The organism is Spiroplasma endosymbiont of Lariophagus distinguendus (genome assembly GCF_023846195.1).
Classification (GTDB): domain Bacteria; phylum Bacillota_I; class Bacilli_A; order Mycoplasmatales; family VBWQ01; genus Spiroplasma_E.
Genome location: NZ_JALMUW010000003.1, coordinates 1 through 22,735, shown reverse-complemented (window position 1 = coordinate 22,735; position 22,735 = coordinate 1). Strand labels below are relative to the sequence as shown.

Here is a 22,735-nt window from a genome sequence, read left to right as displayed (position 1 = left end):
TAAAATATATAATTTAAATGCAGGTTGAACGCTACTATACGGAACCTGTCAGCAATAGGGTATCTTCCAAATACGCCTGTTGCATTTTTATTACATATTTTTGAGTTTATTATTTTAACTCAAAAATATGTAAATTTATGAAGTTATTTTAATTATACGCTTTTTTTCAATTAATTCAATTTTGTTAACTTTATGAAGTTTAATAATTCAAAATATATTTTTCAACAAAATCTTTCTTTACTTGAACTTGAAAAATTATTTCACTCTTCATAAATTTTTTTATTACTTTCTTTTCCAGGTTTAACTTTTGACAAAGCATTACGATATAAATTGACTTTTTGTATAAATTTCAAATATTCTATAATTTCTTTTTCAGTAAAATTTTTATCAATTAATTTTTTAGTAATGATTTTATTATATGATTCATAGTTAAATGAATCTTTTTTTCAGTTTAAGAAAGTAATTAAATATTCATGCATTAATTTTTGCAAATTAAAAAAATAATTACTTCAATCTTGTTCATCTAAAAAATAACGTATTTTTTCTAATTTTTTTCTTAATTCATTTTTATATTTTTTTTCACTATCTTCAATAAGAATATTTGGTATATTATTTTTATATAAATAAAATAAATCGTTAATTAAAATTTTAATTAATTTTCTTGGTTTACAATAAGGAAAATCATCTCTAATTCTTTTATGATATTCAAAAATATCTTTACTTGATAAAAGAATTTCTATTCATTTTTTACCTAATAGTTTTGAATTTTTACCATAAAAAATGTCATCATAGTTTGAAGTTATAATATTTTTTTTATTTTCTTTAAAACTATTTTGTATAATAAAAAATGAATTTTGTTTATATTTATTTATATTTGGTCTTGTATTTTGTTTCGGATTTAATTTTACAAAGTTATCAATATGTAAACCCAATTCTCTTTTATTCATGTTTTATTTTTTATTTTCTTTCTTTGGTGATTTAATTGATTTAATTAATAATTTATCATCTTTCTTGTCTTCTTTTTTACCTCTTCAATAACCATGATATTTAGGATTTGTACGTCTATAAATAAAACAACCAATCACCAAAATCACCAACAATAACGGAATAGCAATACCAAAACCGATAGCAAATTGTCAACCACGAAATTTAATGTTTGCTTGTGTTTGTAATCAATCATGATAACTTTGACCAGCTGCAAAATTATCAATTTCTTTTTTTGTTTGAGGTTTTGGTTTGCCATTTAAAATCTTATCAATGCTATATCCATGTAAATTTAAACCACTTTCAGCATTTTTAATTGCCTGCTGATACTTTTCTACTATATCTTTCGTGCTTTCATTTGAATTTACTCAATCAATAGTATCTTTTTGTAATTCATCTAATTTAACATATTGTTGATAATCACTACTTATTGCTTTTAATAATTTATTGTCTTCTCAAATAATACTTTTTAAATAATTTTTAATATTGTCGTTATTTAAAAATTGACTTACTTTTGCTTTGATTTTATTTTCTTGAACATCAGTTGCAAAACCACGAGAAGCGATATTTGAAATATCATTTATTCATTTATCTTTGTTTTTATTGATAAAATCTTGATAGTTATTAATTCAATTTGTATAACTAGTCAATGTTGATTTATTTACTACATTTGAAGTATTTACATTTAGATTTTTTGGTAATATATCTAAACCTTTATTTAATAATTCATTAGCTTTGTCATTTATTGTTTTTACTAATAAATCTTTATCAAGACCATCATCAAATTTTGGTTCATTTGTAATATCATATGTCAAAGGTTTTAAAAATGATGTATAAGAAGTAATTTGATTTTTAATGAAACTATCAAAACCCTTACCATTAGTTTTTATAGTTTCATTAAATTTATTTTCTACAAAATTTTCATATTGATGTAATCAACCCAATGCTTTTGATTTTTCACTAGGGTCAGTTAAATTGACAGTTACATTAAGTTTTGATTTAAGATTATTTAATTCACTATCATCAAAAGTACCTTTTAATTTTCAATTACTTTCACCAAGTTCTAAGTAACTATCATAAGTATTACCTACTGTATCTTCTAAATGTAAATGATATATACCATCATTTTGAATTGATAAATTTTTAGAAACACCTTGTTTAGAACCAGTTTTTTTAAAATCATTTGTTGTTTCATCAACTGTTCCTTGTTCATAAAAACTTTTGTTTACATCAAAATCAATCAAAGTGTCATTCAAACCAATGTTTATAATTGCATTATGTCTTCCAGTTCCATCTTTAATTTTTGTTTGAATAATGTCTGCATTCTTGGTATTTCCAACATTTGAAACTAAACCAGTAAATAGTTCTGTGTCATCAATTTTTGTTTGATAATTAATTTTATTTTTATCAATTGAAGTTTTAACTCATAATTTATATGTGACTTGTCCAGTTGTAACATCTCCACCAAAAACACTTGCAAATGATTTATCTTTTAAAGTTAAAATTAAATTGTGTTCACCAATAGGTATATCTAAATCTGTTGTTGGAATTGTAATTGATTTTCCATCTAATGTTGCGTTTGCAACCAACTTCTCTTTAATATCAATTTTTTGTATAGAATCATATACAATACCTTTGTATAATGGTCAAGATTTATCAAAAGTATCGGGTTTAATAATTTTTAATAATAAATTTATTGGATTAGTTATATATAGTCCTTTATCTGTACCGACATAAACATTATTATCTTTATCAACTGCTAAACTGGTAATTGAATCTTTTTCTATTTTAAAAATAGCTGTAAAAGTATTTCCATCTGTTGATTTATAAACATCATTATTACAGACAGCATAAACATTATTATTTTTATCAACCGCTAAACTAAAAATTGGTTCATTTGGTGTTCCTGACATAGCTGTAAAAGTATTTCCATCTGTTGATTTATAAACAGTACCATTATTGTTACCAGCATAAACATTATTATCTTTATCAACTGCTAAACTATGAATTCATCCTTTTACTCCTGACATAGCTGTAAAAGTATTTCCATCTGTTGATTTATAAACAACACCTTCATAAGTTCCAACATAAACATTATTATTTTTATCAACCGCTAAACTAATACTTGATTTTTTAGGTGTTCCTGACATAGGTATAAAAGTATTTCCATCTGTTGATTTATAAACATCATTATTACAGACAGCATAAACATTATTATTTTTATCAACCGCTAAACTAAAAATTGGTTCATTTGGTGTTCCTGACATAGCTGTAAAAGTATTTCCATCTGTTGATTTATAAACAGTACCATTATTGTTACCAGCATAAACATTATTATCTTTATCAACTGCTAAACTATGAATTTTACCTTTTACTCCTGACATAGCTGTAAAAGTATTTCCATCTGTTGATTTATATAAACCAGTGTAAGCCCCAATTCAAATAATTCCATTTATATCAATTCGAACTTTGGTGATATTTTCGGTATTATTGATTTTATAAAAATCAAATGGATTTGTATTATTTTGATTTTTAATACTTATGTCTTTGTTACTTACTTGATTTGATTTAAAACTATAATTTATAACATTATTTGTAAACAATGGTTTTAAATTACTTGCACTTGTACCTACTAATACACTAAGAGTTATTATAGTTAGTAATTTTTTCATATTATTTGTTCTCCTCTTGTTGTAATGATGATTCTGTTTTAGAAGAAATATTAATATTTTTTGATTCATAAATTTCATTTTTAATATTTTGTTTTTTTACCATTGCAGTTTTTTTATTATTAATTTTTATTATCATTTTATTGGTTTGTAATATTTTTTCTTTAAATAATTCTATAATAGAATTATTATATTTTATTTTGTTTTCAATTTTTCTATTTCAATCATAAAACCCAAAACTTATTATTTTAAAAAAAATATTTTTAAATTTTCCATTTTTTTGTTTTTTTAAATCTAATATATCCTGATTACATTTTTCTATAACTTCATTAAATTCTTTTATATTTTTTTTAAGTTTATTTTCTTTTTTAGTCATTGTTTTATTTACTCCTTATTTTTTGTCTACATTCAAATTTTTAGTACTTAATGAAAGTTTTTTATTATCATTATCAATGCTAATAATTTCAACTTTGATGACTTCACCAATTGAAAAATAATCTTCTACATTATTTACAAAACTGTTACTTATATTAGAAATATGTATTAATCCTGTGTAATTATTGGGACATTTACAAAAAACGCCAAAACTTACAATATTATTAATTGTTACTTCAATAATATCTCCAATTTTAAACATTTCCATTATTCTTCCTCCCTATTACTTGAAATTTCAATTCTTGTCAGTTGTTCTTTAATTTCTTCTAATGAAACTTCACTACGTTTATATCAAAATTTATCATTTTTTAAGAAAAAATTAGCATTTAAAATCATTCCAGTATAAAGATCACCTGCGAATTTTTCTTCATTTTCTTTAGAAATATTACATTGTTTCTTAACATGTGTTCATATTTCATTAAAACTACTTTTCTCTTTTTTGCATAAAAAACTATATGCTATTTCTACTAATGTTTCATCTTGCATTATTAACACCTTCTTAACTGTTTTTAGTAATTTTTTTTAAAAAAATTACTAAATCTTTATATATTAATTATACCATTTATATTAAATATAGAAAAAACCTACAAATTCAACGTTTTTTGACTATTATTATTAATTGACATTTCAAGTTTTATTATACTTTTTTTCAATCATTTCTAAATGCTTATCACACATTTTAAAATCACCTTTGATGGTTTCTTTAACATCTTTGATTTTCAAAGTTTTAGAACACTCTTTACAACGTAATAATCACGCTATATCTTTTCCATCAACTTTTTGCATAAACCCACCACCTAAATTTATATGCCTTTAAATCGCCCGTATTTGCTTTTTTTAGAGAGGTTTAAGAATATGAATGGTTTTTATATTCATATTCTTAAATTCAATGATTTAAATTTGTTTAAACACTACATAAACAAGTTAATTATACATTGTTACATATTGTTTACAAATTTGATTTTTCTTTAAAAGTTTTTAAAACAATTTTTTTTCAATTTCTAAAATTTCATTTAGTGAAAAATATTTATTAAATTTTTCACCTAAGGTTTTAATATAAAATTTTCATTCTTGATTGCCAGTTTTTAGTCATAAAGTTTCACTTATCAATTTTTCAAATTCTCACACTTGAAACACCAACATCGAAGTTTTAGAAATAAAATAAGCATTACAATTACCGCTTAAATTATTTTTCTTTAATCAGTTTTGATAAGTTGATAAAATCTCTTGTTCTTTACTTGTTAATTGCATTATTCTCATCCCCCTAATCTTTTCAATTATTTTCATCAGATTTATTACTATTGTTTTTTTGGTCATTTAAAATTTGTAAAATCATGTCTAATTTTTGATTGATATTATTATCAAAACTAATAAGATTTTTTAAGTTTAATTTTCCATAAGTAGCTAAACTTAAAGCGTCATTTGATTTATTTAATTTTCTATGACTTACAAATTTTGCACAAATTTCTTTTTCACCAATTGTATCGTCACCAGTACCTTTGTATGTTTTTGTTAAATCTAAATTGAATTTAGTTAAATCAATGCCATAAAAATATCATAATTTTGTACTTGTCTTATTTGCATAATGTTTTCCTAAATAGTGAATTTTTACTTTTTTATTTCTAATATCAATGCCAGTTTCTTCTAAAATTTCATCAATTACTGTTTGATAATGGGTTTTATTTTCAAGTCCACCAGTGATAGTACTATACTTACTTATTTGCTTGTTTTTAAATAATGGATTATATTCTTTAGTTAATAAGTAATGATATTCGTTATCTTTTAAAACATAAGGTAATATTGACACTCCTTGGTTGTTACATCAAGGTTCTTCAACACCATACATAAAATCAACTTTAATAATTTTTAAATATTCTTTATTCATAAAAAATATCTTCCTTTCAAAGTATTTTTAAAAATAAAAATTGTAACACTATAGGTTACAACTCGTTTATTTTTAAATTTCCTTAAAAAGAAGATAAAAAATATATCTATATAGATAGGTCATAATTTAGTGGGCTGTACCTAATGTCATATTCAATTCTTATGTTTTAACTTTATCACATTTATTTTATATTGCAAATAAAATAAGATTAATGTCATTATTTAGTGATAATTTCCTATTAGTTATCGAGTGAAAATTTCCCAAAAAGTGAGGTTAAATATACTTGGTGATAAATATGGAAAGAAGCATGACTATGAAAGAAAAATATAAATATAAAATTATAAATGACATTATTATTAATAAATTATCTAAACATCAGGCCAAGAATAAACTTAACCTAACTATTAGAAGAATTAACCAATTAATTAAAATTTTCAATAGAGAAGGTAAAGTTGGTTTTATTCATAAATCTAGAAATAAAATTTCTAATAAAGTAACAAAAATTGAAATCAAAAATAAAATTATAAACTTATATAAAACAAAATATTATAATTTTAATTTTCAACATTTTCATGAAAAAATAATTAGTGAAGAAAAAATTAAAATTTCATATAGCACACTTTATACTATATTAATCAAAGAAAAAATTATTTCACCAAAAAGACATAAAAATAAAAAAAATAACTTACATCCAACTAGAAATCGTAGAACAAATTTTGGTGAATTAATTCAAATGGATGCAAGTAATCATCATTGATTTGGTAATGATAAACCAAAAGCATTTTTACATGCTGCAATTGATGATGCTACAGGAAATATTGTTGGACTATGATTTGATCATCAAGAAACATTAGATGGTTATTATAATGTTTTTTATCAAATTTTAACTAAATATGGCATACCAAAAACATTTTATACTGATAACAGAACAGTTTTTGGATATAAGAAAAAAATTGATGCAGGAAATATAAATACAGAAAATGATACTTATACTCAATTTCAAAAGTGCTGTAATGATTTAGGTGTTGAAATAATTAGAACTTCAATTCCACAAGCTAAAGGTAGAATCGAACGCTTATTTGGAACGCTTCAAAGTCGATTAATTAGTGAACTTAGACTTAATAAAATTAAAAATTTAAAAGAAGCTAATCAATTTCTTAAAATATACATAAGTATTTTTAATAAACAATTCGGTTTTCCTATTGATGATAATAAATCTGCTATGATTAAAGCTCCTATACAAGAAGAAATAAATATTTATCTTTCAAGATTTTCTAAAAGAAAAACAGATAGTGGTTCAACTATAACATACTATGGTAAAAAGTATTTTTCTTATAAAAATAATAAAGTTCAATATATACAACCCAGAACTGACGTAATTGTACTTAAATCGTTTATTAATGAGTTATATCTTAGTTATAATAATCAAATATATCAACTAAAAGAAATACCACTAAAGCCAATTATCAAAGAAGATTTGATAAAAACTAAAAAAGTTTATATACCAAATAAAGACCATCCTTGAAGATATGGTTATTAATAATACATAATTAAAATTAGGCAAAAAATAGAATTCTATAAGAGATTTTATTTTTTGAATACTAAATCATATAAATTTTTAAATCATTTGTATATGAGCAAATTTGGTGTCTTAAAATTAATTTTAAATATATAAAGATATTACAATTGTAATATCTCGTTTTTAAATTTGTGGCAAGCTTGGTTTATATCCGCTTGTTGAAGATTGAACTTGTAAATCTGTTGAATTTATTTCTTGTTTATCAAATATGAATTCAGATAATTTTGTTTTTTTAAAATTAGTTAATTGATTTTTAACAGATTTTCTCTTATTATTATTTAATGTTGGTAACTTATATTTTTTGTATAATAAATTAATAATTTGTAGATTGTTATTTTCTTTTGCATAATTTAAAGCAGTATTACCATTATTAAATTGAATTTGTACATTAACATAATTTTTAATTAATAATTCAACTATTTTAAAATCATTATTATCTATTGCAGAATATAAAGGAGTAAATCCTTCATTATCTTGTGCATTTATATTAGCACCATTTTTAAGTAAAAATTCAGCTATTTCAAAATAACCATTATCTACTGCATAATGTAAAGGAGTATCACCATATATATTTTTAATATTAACATTAGCACCATTTTTAAATCTCTTAATTAACACTTTAAACAATTCATCAACTAATAAAATATCATCATTTAAATTAAAATTATAATCAATTAAAAATTTAACCATTTCAAGATCTCCGTTATCTACTGCATAATGTAAGATAGTCAATCCTTCTTCATCTTGTGCATTTATATCAGAATTATTGTCAAGTAATAATTTAATCATTTTGACATCATTATCAGGATTTGCTACAGCAATTTGTAAAGGGGTACATCCATTTATATCTTTTAAATTTACATCAGCACCATTTTTAAGTAAAAATTCAGCTATTTCAAAATAACCCCTATCTACTGCATAATGTAAAGGGGTAAAACAAAAATCATTTTGTGCATTTATATCAACATTTTTTTCAATTAAAAATTTAATAATATCTAAATTATTATTTTTTACCGCATAATGTAAAGGGGTAAAACAAAAATCATTTTGTGCATTTATATCAACATTTTTTTCAATTAAAAATTTAATAATATCTAAATTATTATTTTTTACCGCATAATGTAAAGGGGTAAAACTTTCATTATCTTCAATATCATAATCAATATTAAAATTTTTATTTAGTCAATCAAATGATTTAATATCATTATATTTTAAAAAATAAATTAAAAGTATGTTAATATATTTGTTTTTATTATAATCATTAAGATTATAATCTTTTAATATTTCCTTAATAATTTCAATTCGATTATTTTTAAATGCATAATCTAAAACTGTAGAACCATTTTTATTTTGTACATTCACATCAGCACCATTTTCAAGTAATAATTTAATCATTTTGACATCATTATCAGGATTTGCTACAGCAATTTGTAAAGGGGTACATCCATTTATATCTTTTAAATTTACATCAGCACCACGTTGAATTAAAAATTCAGCTATTTCAAAATAACCATTATCTACTGCATAGTGTAGAAGGAAACCTAAAGGTTCATTATCATTATATTCTTTATCTTTTTCATCTTTTTTAGTGATAGGATTGAGATTTTTATAGTCGAAAAAATTTTTTAGTTTTTGTTCTACATTTCAATCTATATTTGTTATATTTTGAATTTTATTTTTAAAAATATTGAAATGAAAATCATTAATTTCTTTTTTAATTGCTAATTTTCCTTTAATAGCAGTAGATAGTAAATCATTAGAACTTATTAATGATTCGTTAGTAACAAATTTAGCATGAATTCCTTTTTCAAATTCAGTTCCATCTCCACCTTTTCCATAATAAATTTTATTGATATCTAAATTTAAATTAGTCAAATCAATGGCATACAAAAATCATTTTTTGTTACTTGATTTATTTGCAAAAGAATGATTAAATCTATTAATTACTACATTATTTCCACTAATATCAATACCAGTTTCTTCTCACATTTCTTTTACAACAGTTGTATAATAGTCCAAACTCTCAACTCCACCGGTAATAGTACTATTCTGACTAATTTTAGATACTATTTCATGAGCTGGGTTTTTTTCTTTCTGAATTTGCAAATAATAATATTCATTATCTTTTAAAACATAGGGTAAAATAGCAACACCTTGATTATTACATCAAGGTTCTTCAACATAGATAAAACCATTCTCTATTTTTACTTCAATAAATTTAGAATCAAACAATAATTTTTGATTTTCAATATTTTTAATTAACATTTTTTATTTTTCCTATCTTAAAATATTTAGTTTATGCTTATCTTTTAACAAATTTTATAAATTAATCAATCTTTTTTTAAAAAATAAAAAAAGTTCACAAATAAAAATTTGGAACTAAAGTTTTAGGGTTATTTGAAATTTGTGTTTATATTTAAAATTGTAACTTTCTAAAATAATTTATTTTTTTTGTAAATATTTTTGGGAAATTTTTACTCGATATTGACAACATACTGATTTGTGAAAAGGATATCGCGATTTGAAATCGGTTTTCACTAAGCATGAAACAGTTAACCATCAAGATGGCTATGTTTCAAAAACTGGTGTAAATACCAACCAAATTGAATCAGTATGAAAACATATACGAAGAACATTTAAAACACATATCAAAGTTGCAAAACATCATGTTCATTTATATGCAAAAGAATCAGCATATAAATTCAATAACATACCTAGTTTTGAAAGTGTAATGTTATGTTTGATTTAAAACTGTGGGGAGAAGTCCGTAGATAGGCTTTTCTCAGCGTTTATGTGATAAAATTTAAATAGTACATAAAGGGAGAAAAGCCATAAAATATATAGTTTATGCTTATTTTTTAACAAATTTTATAAATTAAACAATCTTTTTTTAAAAAAATAAAAAAAGTTCCTGTATAAAATAAGAAACTAAATTTTAGGGGGAGTATTTGGAATTTATATTTATGTTTATTTAATAGTTTAATTTTCCAAAATATTTTTTTATTTTTTTTGATAAATATTTTTGGGAAATTTTCACTCGATATTGACAATAAAATAAGATTAAAATTAAAAAAATCGTTACTGATGTCAGCCCACTACGACCACACCAGTAACTAGATAATTGTACAATAAATTATTAGATTTTTGAATTATAAATAAAAAAATTGTGAATTATCAAAACAAATTCATACCGGTATATGGTCAAATTAAAATTTTTAAAAATACTTCAATATTTTTTGTTTTATATGATGTTTATTAACTTTTTGTATTAATAATAGGTAAATTCAACACGATTTTAAATTTATTATAATAATTATTATATATTATTAATAATTATTATATATTATAGAGTATCAAATTATCCTTATGCAATAAGAAAAAAATACATTAATTTGACCATATACCGGTATGAATTTGACCATATACCGGTATGAATTTGACCATATACCGGTATGAATTTGACCATATACCGGTATGAATTTGACCATATACCGGTATGAATTTGACCATATACCGGTATTAATATGTTATAATTATTTTATAATTTGGAAAATTAAGGTAAAGAGGTTAATTTATGACAAAAAATTTATTAAATCGGGAAAATAATAAATTTATTAAAAAGTCGAATGTGATAGTTCGTGCAGTGACAAATGAATGTGCTGGGATTATGACACAAAGATTATTTAATTTTGCTATTTTAAGTTCAATTGGAAAACTTGATTGAAATAAACAAGAAAAACATAAGTATTTGGAATGTTGAATTACTGATTTTTGTAAATATTATGGTATTGCTGAAAAACAACTTTATGATAAAGTTATTCATAAAAATAAAGAAATGACGGTAATTCAAAAAGAGATTCAAATTTTAACGCAAATGCAATTTTTTTTATTTGATGAAACAAAAGATAGATTTGAATTTGTAAATTTATTTTTAAGAGGTGGAAATGATCAAGGAAAAATTTACTTAGAAGTTCATCAAACTTTAATAGCAGAACATTATTTAAATTTAAAATCTGATTATACAAATGTTTATTTGCCTTATACAAAAGCTGTTACAAGTAAATATTCGTTACGTTTATATGAGTATTTGCGAAGTTATTTGTATATGAATGCTAAAACTCAAAAAATTCCAAATTTTAATCATGAATGAAATTTTGAAAAATTAGCAAAGATTTTAAATTTAAGTTTAAACAGCAGTTATTTTAAGTATATTTCAAAACTTAAAAAGAATATTTTGGAACCGGTGAAAAAAGATTTACAAAAAACTGATATTATTTTTACTTATGAATTGATAAAAGTTGGTAGAAAATATAGCAAAATAATTTTAAATACTCATTTGGATTTAGAAAAATTTAATGCTCAAAATCCTGAACTTGAAAAAGTACCAACTAAAAAAGAAAATAAGGAGTATGCAAATAAATCAAAGCTAACAGCAAGCATTTTTAAAAAACAAAAAAATCAAATAATTGAAAGACCCATTTTAAGTGATGAACAACTACAAGATATTTTAGGTAGTATTGATAGTGATTAATGAAAAATATAATACATAATTAATTACACAATTATATTAATATACATAAAAATTTATGTATATTAATATTTATTACATAAATTTATAAAATAATTTTTTTTATCACAACGATTATATTTTCAGTATCATATATTTCGTTATTAAATATATTTATAAATTTTAAATTTTTAATTATAAAAACATAATTAAATACATAATTTTCTTTAATATACATAAAAATTTATGTATATTAAATCTTATTACATAAATTTATACATAATATTTTAAAAATGTTAAAATATAAATATTAAAAGAAAGGAGTTAACTATGAAAATTATTACTGTATGTAATTTTAAAGGTGGTGTTGGTAAAACTACCTTAATAACTGGTTTTGCAAGAATTCTTTCACAAAGTAATTTTAGTGTTTTACTTATTGATTTAGATCCACAAGCTAATTTAACAAGCGTATTTAGAAAAAATAAAAATAATAATATTGGTTCTGAGCAATGATTTAAAACCGCAAGTAAAACTAATGAAGACAATTTAATAAGTACAATTGAGATAAGTAATGAAAAAAATATAAGTTTAATTCCTACTAATAGTAAACTAGATGATATTAATAGATATCTTTCTACCACTAGTGGAAGAGAATTTGTACTTAAAAAAAATATAAAAAAATGTATGAATTATTTAATGAAAAAATTTGATTATATTTTAATTGACACAAATCCTAGTTTAAATGACATTAATATTTCTGCATTAGTTACAGCAGATGATATTGTACTTGTTACTGAACCACATAGATTTTCAATTAGTGGAACTATAAGAGTTAAAGATATTTGAACAGAAATATGTGATAATTTAGAAATTAAAAATAATTTAAATACAATAATTTTAAATAAAGTTAATAAATCAATGGCAAGACAGAACAGCAAAAATCATTTATATGAAAAATATGAAAATTTATTATGTAAAAATTGAATACCTTTTACAGCGAATATAGATAAATCAACAATGTTAAATAACATAAATATAACGGAAAAAAATCCATTTGTTAACTTGACTAATGAATTAATTCAAAGAAGAGTATTTAATATAAAACCAACGGAAGGAGTTTTAACTAATGAGGAATAAAGATTTATTAAATTTTGGTTTTGATGATGAGAATTTAAAAGGTTCTAAACCTAATGAACCAAATATTGCTGTTAAAATAATGAAAAAATCAAATATTAAAAAACCAGATAATAAAATTATTAATTTAGAAAAAAAACAAAAATTAGTTAGATTGAATATTATTTCTTCTGAAAAAGTAGAAACAATGTTAAAGAAATTAGAAGAATTAAATTATAAAATTAATAGAAGTAAAATTTATAGAGAAGCTGTTGAAAATATTTATAAACAGCTAATCACTAATAATAATGACTAATTTTACAAAAAATACATAATTAATTACATAATTTATTAATATACATAAATTTATACATAATAATATATTTTATCTTAAAAAATAAATAAAAAGCTCAACAGCTAAGGTTGAGAATTGGAGGGCTAACTCCCTCTTTACAGCATTAATAATATCATAAAGTAATAATTATGTCAATATCAATGAAATAATGGTGAAATTATGGAAAATAAAAATTGAGATTGAAAAAAGTTAAGAAAAGGAATAGGTATTAAAGTTCAAATTCCTAATGATATTGATAAAGAAACTGGTAAGCAAAAGTATCGTCCAGCCATTGTTATTAAATCCTATCCAAGTCATGTAAAAGTACAATTGATGACTACAGAACCCAGTAACCATGATTATTTTAAAATTAAAATTAATAATCAAATTCAGTACATAAGACCAATATATTACAGAACTATATCACTTGAATGAATTAATCGTATTTGAAGAGATAACTTTAATAAACCGATTCAATTAGATAAAAAAAGTAACTTATTTATAAAAATTACTGAAATGGAATTTAAAGAAAATCTTGATTATGAAATTAGTTTTAATAATATAAAAAATTTACAACAAGAAAATCAACAACTTAAAAATGAGATTGATTTATTGAAAAATTCTAAATCAAAAAATCGTAATTGTGGATAAAATCCTATTTGTTAAATATTTTTATATGGCGAAGTTAATTTTTATGTAAAGAATATTAAAAATTAATTGTAGAAATATTGTAAAATTAATATTACTTATTAATATATTAGTTATCATAATCATATAAAAATAATCATAGAAAGGATTAAAGAGAAAATGTTTAAAAAAATAAAAAGTTTATTTTGTAAAAACAAAAAAAATTCAAAAATATAATAATTGAGATGATTTTTCAAAAGAAAATTATGAAAATAAAGAAAAGTTAAAAAAGTATATTTTAAAAAAAAGAATAAATAAATTTTTAATTAAGTAAATTATATGAGGTTTTAAATGATTGAGTTTAAAGGTTTACCTGTAAAATTATTGCCAATAAATCCTAGATATACAAATTTTGAAGACATAAATTTTCAAAATTTAAATTTTGAAAATTATTCTGAAATTGATATAGCAAAAGAATTAATTAAATATGAAGGAAATTTGGAAGATTTATTAGAATTAATTAATGCAATTATTTCAAATAGTTTTTTATATTTAAATGATAAAATTTTAATTCATTCAGATATAAAAAATAAAAATTATTATATTTTAGAAGGAAATCGCCGTCTATTAGCTGTTAAATTAATTAATAAAAAAATTAATTTTAGTGATATTTGTGATGTTAAACCTTATTATAGTAATACTAAATTTAAAGAATGAGAAAATAATAAAAATGCAATAGTTGAAAGTGTTAAAAAAGCAAATAATATAAATATTCAAAAAGATTGATTTTTAGATGTTAGTAATGATAGTAAAGAATTAATATGAAAAACAATTTATTCAAAACACATTGGAGAACAAGTAGGTAAACGAGATTGATCACGTGCTAAGTATTTTGATGATTTATTAAAGCTTTATAAAAAATTTTTAACTAATTTTGATAAAGAGCAAGCCCTTATTGAGTTATCAAAACTTTTTGGTAAAAAATTAGGCATAATAAAAAGAGATGTTAAAAGTGCTATTTGAATAATAAAATCATTTGATATTTATAATGAATTTCATAAAGACACCCCTATTGATTTAAAATTAATAGAAGTTTCGGGTTATGAATTAGTCCTTAGCCAAAAATTAATTATTAATGGAAGAGAGAAAACCATACGAGATATTTTAGGAATTCAAATTGATGATGACAAAATTAATATATTATATGATAATAAAATACAACCAAATCAATTAAATAAAATTATTGAATTTTTAGTTGAAAATTCTTTAAATAAAAAAATTACAACTCGTGAAATTAAAGAAGAAATTTACGATAAATTGGGTGATGTGATTGGCTATACTTTATCAAATAAAAAAAGTTTAAATTTTGTATATAATGAACTTTTAGACAAAGAAAAAAACAAAACAATTAAAGATTTTGAAAAAATAAAATTACAATCACTAATCAATTTAAAATCTGAAGATATTAATGTCAATGAGTTTCTTGATAAAGACTATGATAGTAAATTTATTAAATCAATAAAATATACAATTAGAAATGATTTAAAAACTTTATCAAATTTAAAAGTATTTGATGAAGATGAATACCCTTTTACTAATGTTGCAAATACTATTAGAAATATAATAGATTTATTTATATTAGAAATGGTTTATAGAATTAAAGATATTGATGCTTTTAGTGAAAAATTTAATCTTGATAATGGTTCTTTAATGAAGTTGAAAATTATTATTAATGATTATAAAAACTCAAAAATTCATGATGTTAATGGTGTTACAGGTGTCATATCTAATATAGTAAATTCTAATGGTGTTACAGAAATTAGTGATTTTTTAATATCATTTTTAGCAGTAGAATATGGAAATCGTTTAAAAGAATTAAATATAGATATTAATCATTTTGAAACGTTTATACTACAAATTTTGAATTTTAAAAAACATGATAAGGAAATTTTAATTAACTTTACTTTGTTAAATAACTTGTCACATAAACCATATTATGGATTTGAAAATTATAATAATAAAAATTTAATTGATAGTTTAAATATTATGTTTAGCACAGTTAAGGAATTTATAAAAGTATCAAAAATTTGAGAAAAACAATAAAATTACTTATATGAATGGAGGTAAAAAATAAATGGAAACAAATTTAAATATAGAAATAATTAAGTATGAAAATTTAGTTAAAAATATGACTTATTTTTTGCCTAAAGAAATTACTTGAAAAAAATATAATAGATTATGAGGAGATTCTGTGCATAGAATTTGTTCATATGTGGCTATGTTTTCGCCAAGTTTAGCTAATCATTTTATAAAACAATATTCAAATAAAAATGATATAGTGTTAGATACATTTTCTGGACGAGGAACGACTATTTTAGAATCTAGATTATTAGAAAGAAAAACTTATGGTATAGATTTAAATCCTTTTGCATATGTACTTTCAAAAGCTAAATCAAAAAGTTTTAAATTAGAAGATGTATTGTATCGAATAAGATATTGAGAAGAAAAATATAAAAAATCAAAGAAAAATTTTCTGAAACATATTGATCCTAATTTAAAAATATATTATAGTGATAAGAATTTAAAGCAACTTTCTTTTATTAAGGAAAATTTAGGATTAAATTATCAATTTTTATTGCCTTTAGATAACTTTATTTTAGCTATAACTTTAGGATTAATGCATGGCCCAATGCGTAAAAATGGAGAAACAATTTATTTTTCATTAGGGATGAGTAATCATACATCCATGGCTCCTAATTATGTTAAAAATTATGCATTAGAACATAATCTTAAAAAACCAGAACATAATATTTTTGATAAAATCTGTAATAGAACAATACATATTCTGAAAAAATCAAAATTTTCTAATAATGATGCTGAAATAAAAATTGGTAATGCTTTAGAGATTAGTAGATATTTTACTATTACACCAAAATTAATATTTACTTCGCCACCTTATTTAAATTTAATTAATTACACTAAACAAAATTGAATTAAGATGTGAATGTTAGGCTTTAATAATGATGAGGAAAATAAGAAAATTGGTCTAGATGATAGGCATAATTTTAATAATTATGAATTATTTATGGAAAAATATTTGTTAGAAATCAGTAAAATATCTAATAGTGAAACATCAATAATTCTTGTTATTGGAGATGCTAATAATAAAAGAATTAAATATAATTCTGAATACTTTGAAAGCATGTGAGAACGATTAAAATATAAGGTTCCTTTAGTTTTAACTGAAGTTTATACAGATAGAATAGACCAGAAAAGGAAAGCTACAAGTTCTTTAGGAACAAAATCTGGACGTGCAACTAGATTAGATAAAATATATGTTTTCAAAGTTAAAGAGGCTTTTTAATAATCTGTGTATCTTTGTTTTTCATCATAAATTGTTATGTCATTATATGAATATTTTGTTAAATTAATAGCACTGTGTTTTGGTGTTTTTAATTCTTGAATTTGTTTTTTAAGTTGTTGAATTTCTTCTACTTGTTTTTGGATTATTGATTGAGTTTGTGATATTTCATTTCTAGAAATATTATTTAAATCATCTAGAGCATCATAAAATATTTCGTTTTCTGATAACTCATCATTGATGGATTTATTAGTATTATTATTTTCAATCAATTTAAATGTTTGGTAATGTTTAGTAATCTGTGTAACTTACAAAAATAACTATGTTTAATTAATTCTAGTAAATATAATTAAATGACTAGAAAGAGTGAGTTACAGATGGCTAAAAAAGATAACTTTAATAATAATGATCCAATATCAAAAGCAGTAGATTTATTATTAGAAAATACTGAAGATTTAACAACAGTTTTTAAAGAAGGGGGTTTATATAAAGAATTAACAAAACGTTTAGTTGAAAAAATGTTGAATTCTGAGATGCAAAATTATTTAGGATATGAAAAAAATCAACATAGTAATAGTGACAATGCTCGTAATGGTATAAGTTCAAAAAAATTAATAACTCAACAAGGTAAAATTGAGATTGATGTACCACGAGATCGTAATAGTAATTTTACTCCTGTAATAGTGCCAAAAAGACAGAGAAGATTTGATGGTTTTGATCAACAAGTTCTTTCCTTATATGCAAAAGGTATGACATTATCAGATATTAGAATGCAGTTACAAGAATTATATCATGGTGCTGATATTAGTGAAAGTGTTATTAGTCAAATTACTGATGATGTGATTGATGATGTCAAAGCATGACAAAATAGACCATTAGAAGGCATTTATCCCATTGTTTATTTTGATTGTATAGTAGTTAAAGTACGACAAGATAAACGCATTATTAACAAATCAGTTTATATGCTTTTAGGTGTTGATTTAGAAGGTAAAAAGATGTTTTAGGTTTATGAATTAGTGAAAATGAAGGCGCTAAATTTTGATTAGCAAATTTCACAGAAATGAAAAATCGTGGCTTAAATGATATTCTTATTGCTTGTAGTGACAACTTAACAGGCATGTCAGAAGCAATACAATCAGTTTATCCTAAAACTGAACATCAATTATGTATAGTTCATCAAATCAGAAATAGTTTAAAATATGTTTCATACAAACATCGAAAATCACTAGTTACAGATTTAAAACCAATTTATAATGCATGTAGTGAAGAACAAGCAATGCAAGCTTTAGAATCATTTGAAAGTAAATGAAATAAACACTATCCTCAAATTGCTAAATCTTGATATAAAAATTGAGATAATTTAATGATTTTTATTAGTTATCATCCAGAAATCAAAAGAGTGATTTATACTACAAATTCTATTGAATCTGTTAATAGTCAATTACGAAAAGTCATCAGAAATAAAAAAGTTTTTCCAAATGATATGGCAGTTTTCAAAATATTTTACTTAGCAATTGAAAATATAACAAAAAAATGAACAATGCCCATTCAAAATTGAAATACAGCAATTGCTCATTTTATGATAAAATTTGAAGACAGAATTAATCTGAACTAGTACTTTGCAAAACAAAGATACACAGATTATTAAAAAGCCTCAAAATTTGCAACTAGTACTTTTGCAAGATTAAGTCACATAAATTACTTGAAGATCTCATATGTTCATATTTTTTATTTATTATTTTTTCTTCTATTAATTCAAGATTATTTATTATTTTAATTTCTTCATTTTTAAGATTACCTAGATCAAATTTATTTAAAATATGGTCATTAGATTGAATTAATGAATCATTTTTTGATTTTTTTCTTTTGTAATTATCAATATTTTTTAATAAAAAATCATTATTTAATTTTAATTTATCGATAATTTTTTCATTTAAAAGTTTAAAACAAATTTTTGTTTCTTTTAAAAAATCATCTTTTTTTAAAAAATTATTTTCTTCAAATAAATAGATTGTATTTAACATTGTATCTATTTTAGATATTTTTTCTATAATTTGATTATTGAAATTAATATCTTCTCTAATTTCAACGATTTTAATTTTTTCATTATTTTCATTAGCAATATGATCTTTAATCAAAATCAAATATTTATTAATTTCTTTAATATTACCAAAAAGATTATTTTGATTATTTTGATTATCTTTTTCATATAATAATTTACTTAATTTAATTTTTAATAATTTTTCATTTTTTATGATGCGATTTAAATCTTTATCATTTATATTTGAGTCGGTGATATTTTTTCTTTTGATGATATCTTTTATTACTTTTTTAGTAATTTTTTTATCATATTCTTGAAATTTCTTTTTTAATTTTTGATAATTTATAAAATTATCATCATTTAATAACTCTATTCCATATTTTAATAAATAATTTAATTCTTCATTACTTATTTGACTATTATGTGATTTATTATTAACTAATACTTCACATTTTTTAAAAATTTCTTTAGTTGTTAAATCTATAAAATCTAAAAAAATTTCTTGATTTGTAAGTTCAATTTTAAAAAGTTTAATAAATTCCAAACTTAATTGCTCTTTTATTAAACTTTTATTATTAGATATATCATAATAAAAAATTTCTTTTTCTTTAAAATTTTGTGTTCCAACATAAATAAAATAATCTTTTATTTTTTCTATCTCTCAATCTTCTTTTAAAAACTCAATTGGTTTCTTGATTCAATTAATTTCAGATTCACGATCATATTTATCATAAAATTTTTGAAAATTAGTTTTAACCAAAAAATTTTTTAATTTTTTATTTTCTTCGTCAGAAATTAATAAGTGATTTTTTTTCAACATTATTAATTTTATTAATTCATCATAATTTTTAAATTCTTGAATTTGATATTTTTCTTTTTCTTTCAAAATTATTTCGTTTATATTGTTAAAATATTTAAAACAATTTGAAAACTCATTTTTGATAAGTTGAACATTATTTGAATTATATTCTAAATAAGCTTTATATTTTGCAATCTTTTTATAAAATAAAATTTTTTGTTCATCAACTGTTAATTTTAAATAATCATTTCAATTTATCTTAAAATCTGAAATTAAATTTGAGAAATTATATTTTTTAATTTCTTCATTTTTATTTTTAAGATAAAATTTTTTAATTTTACTTAATTCAAATTCTTTTTCTTTAAAATTTACCTTTTTTGAATAAATAATAGAATAATTTATTTTTTGATATTCTTTTTTTTCTTTTTCTAATTTTTCTAAATCTAAAATTGTTTCTTTTATTTTTATAGTATTTTCATAATACTTTTCTAAATCATTAAATTTTAAAGGTTTTTTAAGTTTTAATAATCTCTTTGCAATTTCATAATTTTCCATATTTTCACCTAATTAATTTTTAAGATTTCATTGCCAATTGTGCTTCTATTGATTTATTTTTTTGTTTTATAGTTGTTTTTTTAAGTTCATTAGTTGGCACATCTGGTAAAAAAAAATCAAAATTATCTTCTCATTTTTCTTTTTCTAATTCTTTAATTTTAACAATTTTTGGTTTTGGTTGTTCAAAAATTTCATTTTTTACTTGTGTTCAATTTTGTGAATTAATTGTTTGTAATTTTTGTAATTCATTTTGTTTTTCAAGTTTTAATTCTTTTATTTTTTTAAAAATTTCTTGATGATTTTTTTCAAATAGTAATTGCTTATCAGTTATTATTTCATTACTATTTTTTTTAGAGTGATATTTTCCACTAGAACTTTTAATTTCACCCTTATTTGATTTTGGAGTAGAAGGAGCAGTAGATTTTTTAGTTTCTGTAGTAGAAATATTTGGTAATTGACTAAAACCACTAGCACCATCTTTATCAAAATCATCATCTTTTTTCTTTTGAGTCTCTTCAAAAGGTTTACAATAAGTTCTTTCTATTGTTGTTCCTTTTGGAATTGCTCCTTTATTTTTTGCTTCTACTTGACTTACTTTTTTAATATTTTCTTGAATAAAATCTGTTTTTGGTTTATTTTTTGGAATTGCTTTCTTTATTTTTATACTTTTATTTTCTTTTTCTTGTTTTTGTTTTTCTTGGGTTTCTTTTATAACTTTTTTAATTTCTTGATTTTTAATTTCATTAGTTTCAATATTTTCTATATTGATTTCTTTAATATTTAATAATTCTTTAACTATTTCTAAATTTTCTTTTTCAATTGCTAAATGTAAAGGAGTTTTACTATCTTTATTTTGCATATTTACATCAGCATCATTATCTAGTAAAGTTTTAACTATTTCTAAATTTTCTTTTTCAATTGCTAAATGTAAAGGAGTTTCATTTTCAATTAATTGATTTAAATTGACACTATTAGCTAAAATTTTAACTATTTCTAAATTATTATCAGAAATTGAATCTATTAAATCTTTTTTATATTTGCTATGTAATTGATCTAAATTCATTTCATCAGCACCTCCTCTTAATCTATTAGTACTAATAATTATTTCTTTAATTTCTTGATTTTTAATTTCATTAGTTTCAATATTTTCTATATTGATTTCTTTAATATTTAATAATTCTTTAACTATTTCTAAATTTTCTTTTTCAATTGCTAAATGTAAAGGAGTTTTACTATCTTTATTTTGCATATTTACATCAGCATCATTATCTAGTAAAGTTTTAACTATTTCTAAATTTTCTTTTTCAATTGCTAAATGTAAAGGAGTTTCATTTTCAATTAATTGATTTAAATTGACACTATTAGCTAAAATTTTAACTATTTCTAAATTATTATCAGAAATTGAATCTATTAAATCTTTTTTATATTTGCTATGTAATTGATCTAAATTCATTTCATCAGCACCTCCTTTTAATCTATTAGTACTAATAATTATTTCTTTTTGTTTTCTAATAATTTCTTCCGCTTTTAATAAAGCATTTTGATATTTTTCTTCTTTTTTAAGATTTTCTTTTTCTATTGTTAAAGTTTTAATTTCTTCTTCAATTTTTTTTATTATCAATTGATTTTTCTTGTTTTCTAATTCTTCGTTTAATAGAGAACATTGAATTCTTATATTTTTTTTTCAGTCATCAATTTCTTTTTTATTTACTTTTACTATAATTTCACCAAGAACCTTACTATCAATATTGTCTTCTTTGTTTTCTCAATAAAAGTTATAACTTTTATTTTTAGTTTTTTTAATAAATTCAGGGAATCGTTTTGTTAATTCTTTTCTACGTTCAGT

At 21.3% G+C, this 22,735-nt stretch carries 20 protein-coding genes and 1 pseudogene; 9 read left to right on the top strand and 12 right to left on the bottom strand.

Annotated elements, in window-relative coordinates:
* Positions 1–170: 170 nt before the first annotated feature.
* The 8 genes from M0D11_RS00690 to M0D11_RS00655 all read right to left on the bottom strand — a co-directional run bounded on the left by M0D11_RS00690 (position 171) and on the right by M0D11_RS00655 (position 5,973).
* Positions 171–947, bottom strand: a complete 777-nt coding sequence (locus M0D11_RS00690) for a hypothetical protein (protein WP_252319119.1) — start codon at positions 945–947, stop codon at positions 171–173.
* A gap of 3 nt (positions 948–950) precedes the next feature.
* Positions 951–3,656, bottom strand: coding sequence for a WD40/YVTN/BNR-like repeat-containing protein (locus tag M0D11_RS00685; RefSeq protein ID WP_252319118.1), 2,706 nt, complete (start codon positions 3,654–3,656; stop codon positions 951–953).
* Between the two features lies 1 nt (position 3,657).
* Positions 3,658–4,029, bottom strand: a complete 372-nt coding sequence (locus M0D11_RS00680) for a hypothetical protein (protein ID WP_252319117.1) — start codon at positions 4,027–4,029, stop codon at positions 3,658–3,660.
* Between the two features lie 15 nt (positions 4,030–4,044).
* Positions 4,045–4,296, bottom strand: coding sequence for a S1 RNA-binding domain-containing protein (locus M0D11_RS00675; protein ID WP_252319116.1), 252 nt, complete (start codon positions 4,294–4,296; stop codon positions 4,045–4,047).
* Entirely contained in the window at positions 4,296–4,574 is a 279-nt protein-coding gene (gene rpoE / locus M0D11_RS00670; RefSeq protein ID WP_252319114.1) for a DNA-directed RNA polymerase subunit delta, read from the bottom strand. The genes M0D11_RS00675 and rpoE overlap by 1 nt, the downstream gene beginning before the upstream one ends.
* 129 nt (positions 4,575–4,703) lie before the next feature.
* A complete protein-coding gene (locus M0D11_RS00665) occupies positions 4,704–4,874 on the bottom strand; it encodes a hypothetical protein (protein WP_252319112.1) in 171 nt (56 codons plus the stop codon).
* Between the two features lie 192 nt (positions 4,875–5,066).
* Complete coding sequence (locus M0D11_RS00660) at positions 5,067–5,339, bottom strand: hypothetical protein (RefSeq protein ID WP_252319110.1); 273 nt, start codon at positions 5,337–5,339, stop codon at positions 5,067–5,069.
* 13 nt (positions 5,340–5,352) lie between these two features.
* On the bottom strand, positions 5,353–5,973 hold the full coding sequence (locus M0D11_RS00655; protein ID WP_252319109.1) for an NUDIX hydrolase: 621 nt from the start codon (positions 5,971–5,973) through the stop codon (positions 5,353–5,355).
* Positions 5,974–6,268: 295 nt separating this feature from the next.
* Here M0D11_RS00655 and M0D11_RS00650 point away from each other — a divergent pair, with 295 nt between their 5' ends.
* On the top strand, positions 6,269–7,513 hold the full coding sequence (locus M0D11_RS00650) for an ISNCY family transposase (RefSeq protein WP_252319108.1): 1,245 nt from the start codon (positions 6,269–6,271) through the stop codon (positions 7,511–7,513).
* 162 nt (positions 7,514–7,675) lie between these two features.
* Here the strand turns inward: M0D11_RS00650 and M0D11_RS07090 are convergent, their stop codons facing one another.
* Complete coding sequence (locus M0D11_RS07090; RefSeq protein WP_252319107.1) at positions 7,676–9,817, bottom strand: ankyrin repeat domain-containing protein; 2,142 nt, start codon at positions 9,815–9,817, stop codon at positions 7,676–7,678.
* Between the two features lie 235 nt (positions 9,818–10,052).
* On the opposite strand from M0D11_RS07090, the gene M0D11_RS00640 reads away from it, so the two are divergent.
* The 7 genes from M0D11_RS00640 (at position 10,053) to M0D11_RS07085 (ending at position 17,497) form a co-directional block, all read left to right on the top strand.
* Positions 10,053–10,301, top strand: a complete 249-nt coding sequence (locus tag M0D11_RS00640; RefSeq protein ID WP_252319105.1) for a transposase — start codon at positions 10,053–10,055, stop codon at positions 10,299–10,301.
* 825 nt (positions 10,302–11,126) lie between these two features.
* Positions 11,127–12,083, top strand: a complete 957-nt coding sequence (locus M0D11_RS00635; RefSeq protein WP_252319104.1) for a replication initiation protein — start codon at positions 11,127–11,129, stop codon at positions 12,081–12,083.
* A gap of 306 nt (positions 12,084–12,389) precedes the next feature.
* Entirely contained in the window at positions 12,390–13,196 is an 807-nt protein-coding gene (locus tag M0D11_RS00630) for a ParA family protein (protein ID WP_252319103.1), read from the top strand.
* Complete coding sequence (locus M0D11_RS00625) at positions 13,186–13,488, top strand: hypothetical protein (RefSeq protein ID WP_252319096.1); 303 nt, start codon at positions 13,186–13,188, stop codon at positions 13,486–13,488. The genes M0D11_RS00630 and M0D11_RS00625 overlap by 11 nt, the downstream gene beginning before the upstream one ends.
* A 198-nt stretch (positions 13,489–13,686) precedes the next feature.
* Positions 13,687–14,157 carry a hypothetical protein gene (locus M0D11_RS00620; protein ID WP_252319094.1) on the top strand — a complete coding sequence of 157 codons (471 nt, stop codon included), beginning with the start codon at positions 13,687–13,689 and terminating at the stop codon, positions 14,155–14,157.
* Positions 14,158–14,484: 327 nt separating this feature from the next.
* The gene (locus M0D11_RS00615) at positions 14,485–16,236 is read left to right on the top strand and encodes a hypothetical protein (RefSeq protein ID WP_252319093.1); all 1,752 of its coding nucleotides are present in this window, start codon (positions 14,485–14,487) and stop codon (positions 16,234–16,236) included.
* A 31-nt stretch (positions 16,237–16,267) separates the two neighbouring features.
* Positions 16,268–17,497, top strand: coding sequence for a DNA methyltransferase (locus M0D11_RS07085; RefSeq protein WP_252319092.1), 1,230 nt, complete (start codon positions 16,268–16,270; stop codon positions 17,495–17,497).
* Here M0D11_RS07085 and M0D11_RS00605 read toward each other — a convergent pair.
* On the bottom strand, positions 17,494–17,766 hold the full coding sequence (locus tag M0D11_RS00605) for a hypothetical protein (protein WP_252319091.1): 273 nt from the start codon (positions 17,764–17,766) through the stop codon (positions 17,494–17,496). The genes M0D11_RS07085 and M0D11_RS00605 overlap by 4 nt on opposite strands.
* Positions 17,767–17,871: 105 nt before the next feature.
* Between M0D11_RS00605 and M0D11_RS00600 the strand changes: the two are divergent.
* Positions 17,872–19,109: pseudogene (locus M0D11_RS00600) on the top strand (IS256 family transposase).
* A gap of 52 nt (positions 19,110–19,161) precedes the next feature.
* Here M0D11_RS00600 and M0D11_RS00595 read toward each other — a convergent pair.
* Both M0D11_RS00595 and M0D11_RS00590 read right to left on the bottom strand, forming a co-directional pair.
* Positions 19,162–20,889: a hypothetical protein gene (locus tag M0D11_RS00595; RefSeq protein WP_252319090.1), complete on the bottom strand. Its 1,728-nt coding sequence runs from the start codon at positions 20,887–20,889 to the stop codon at positions 19,162–19,164.
* A gap of 19 nt (positions 20,890–20,908) precedes the next feature.
* Positions 20,909–22,735 (bottom strand): ankyrin repeat domain-containing protein (locus M0D11_RS00590; protein WP_252319089.1); only part of this gene is annotated, 1,827 nt, incomplete at its 5' end.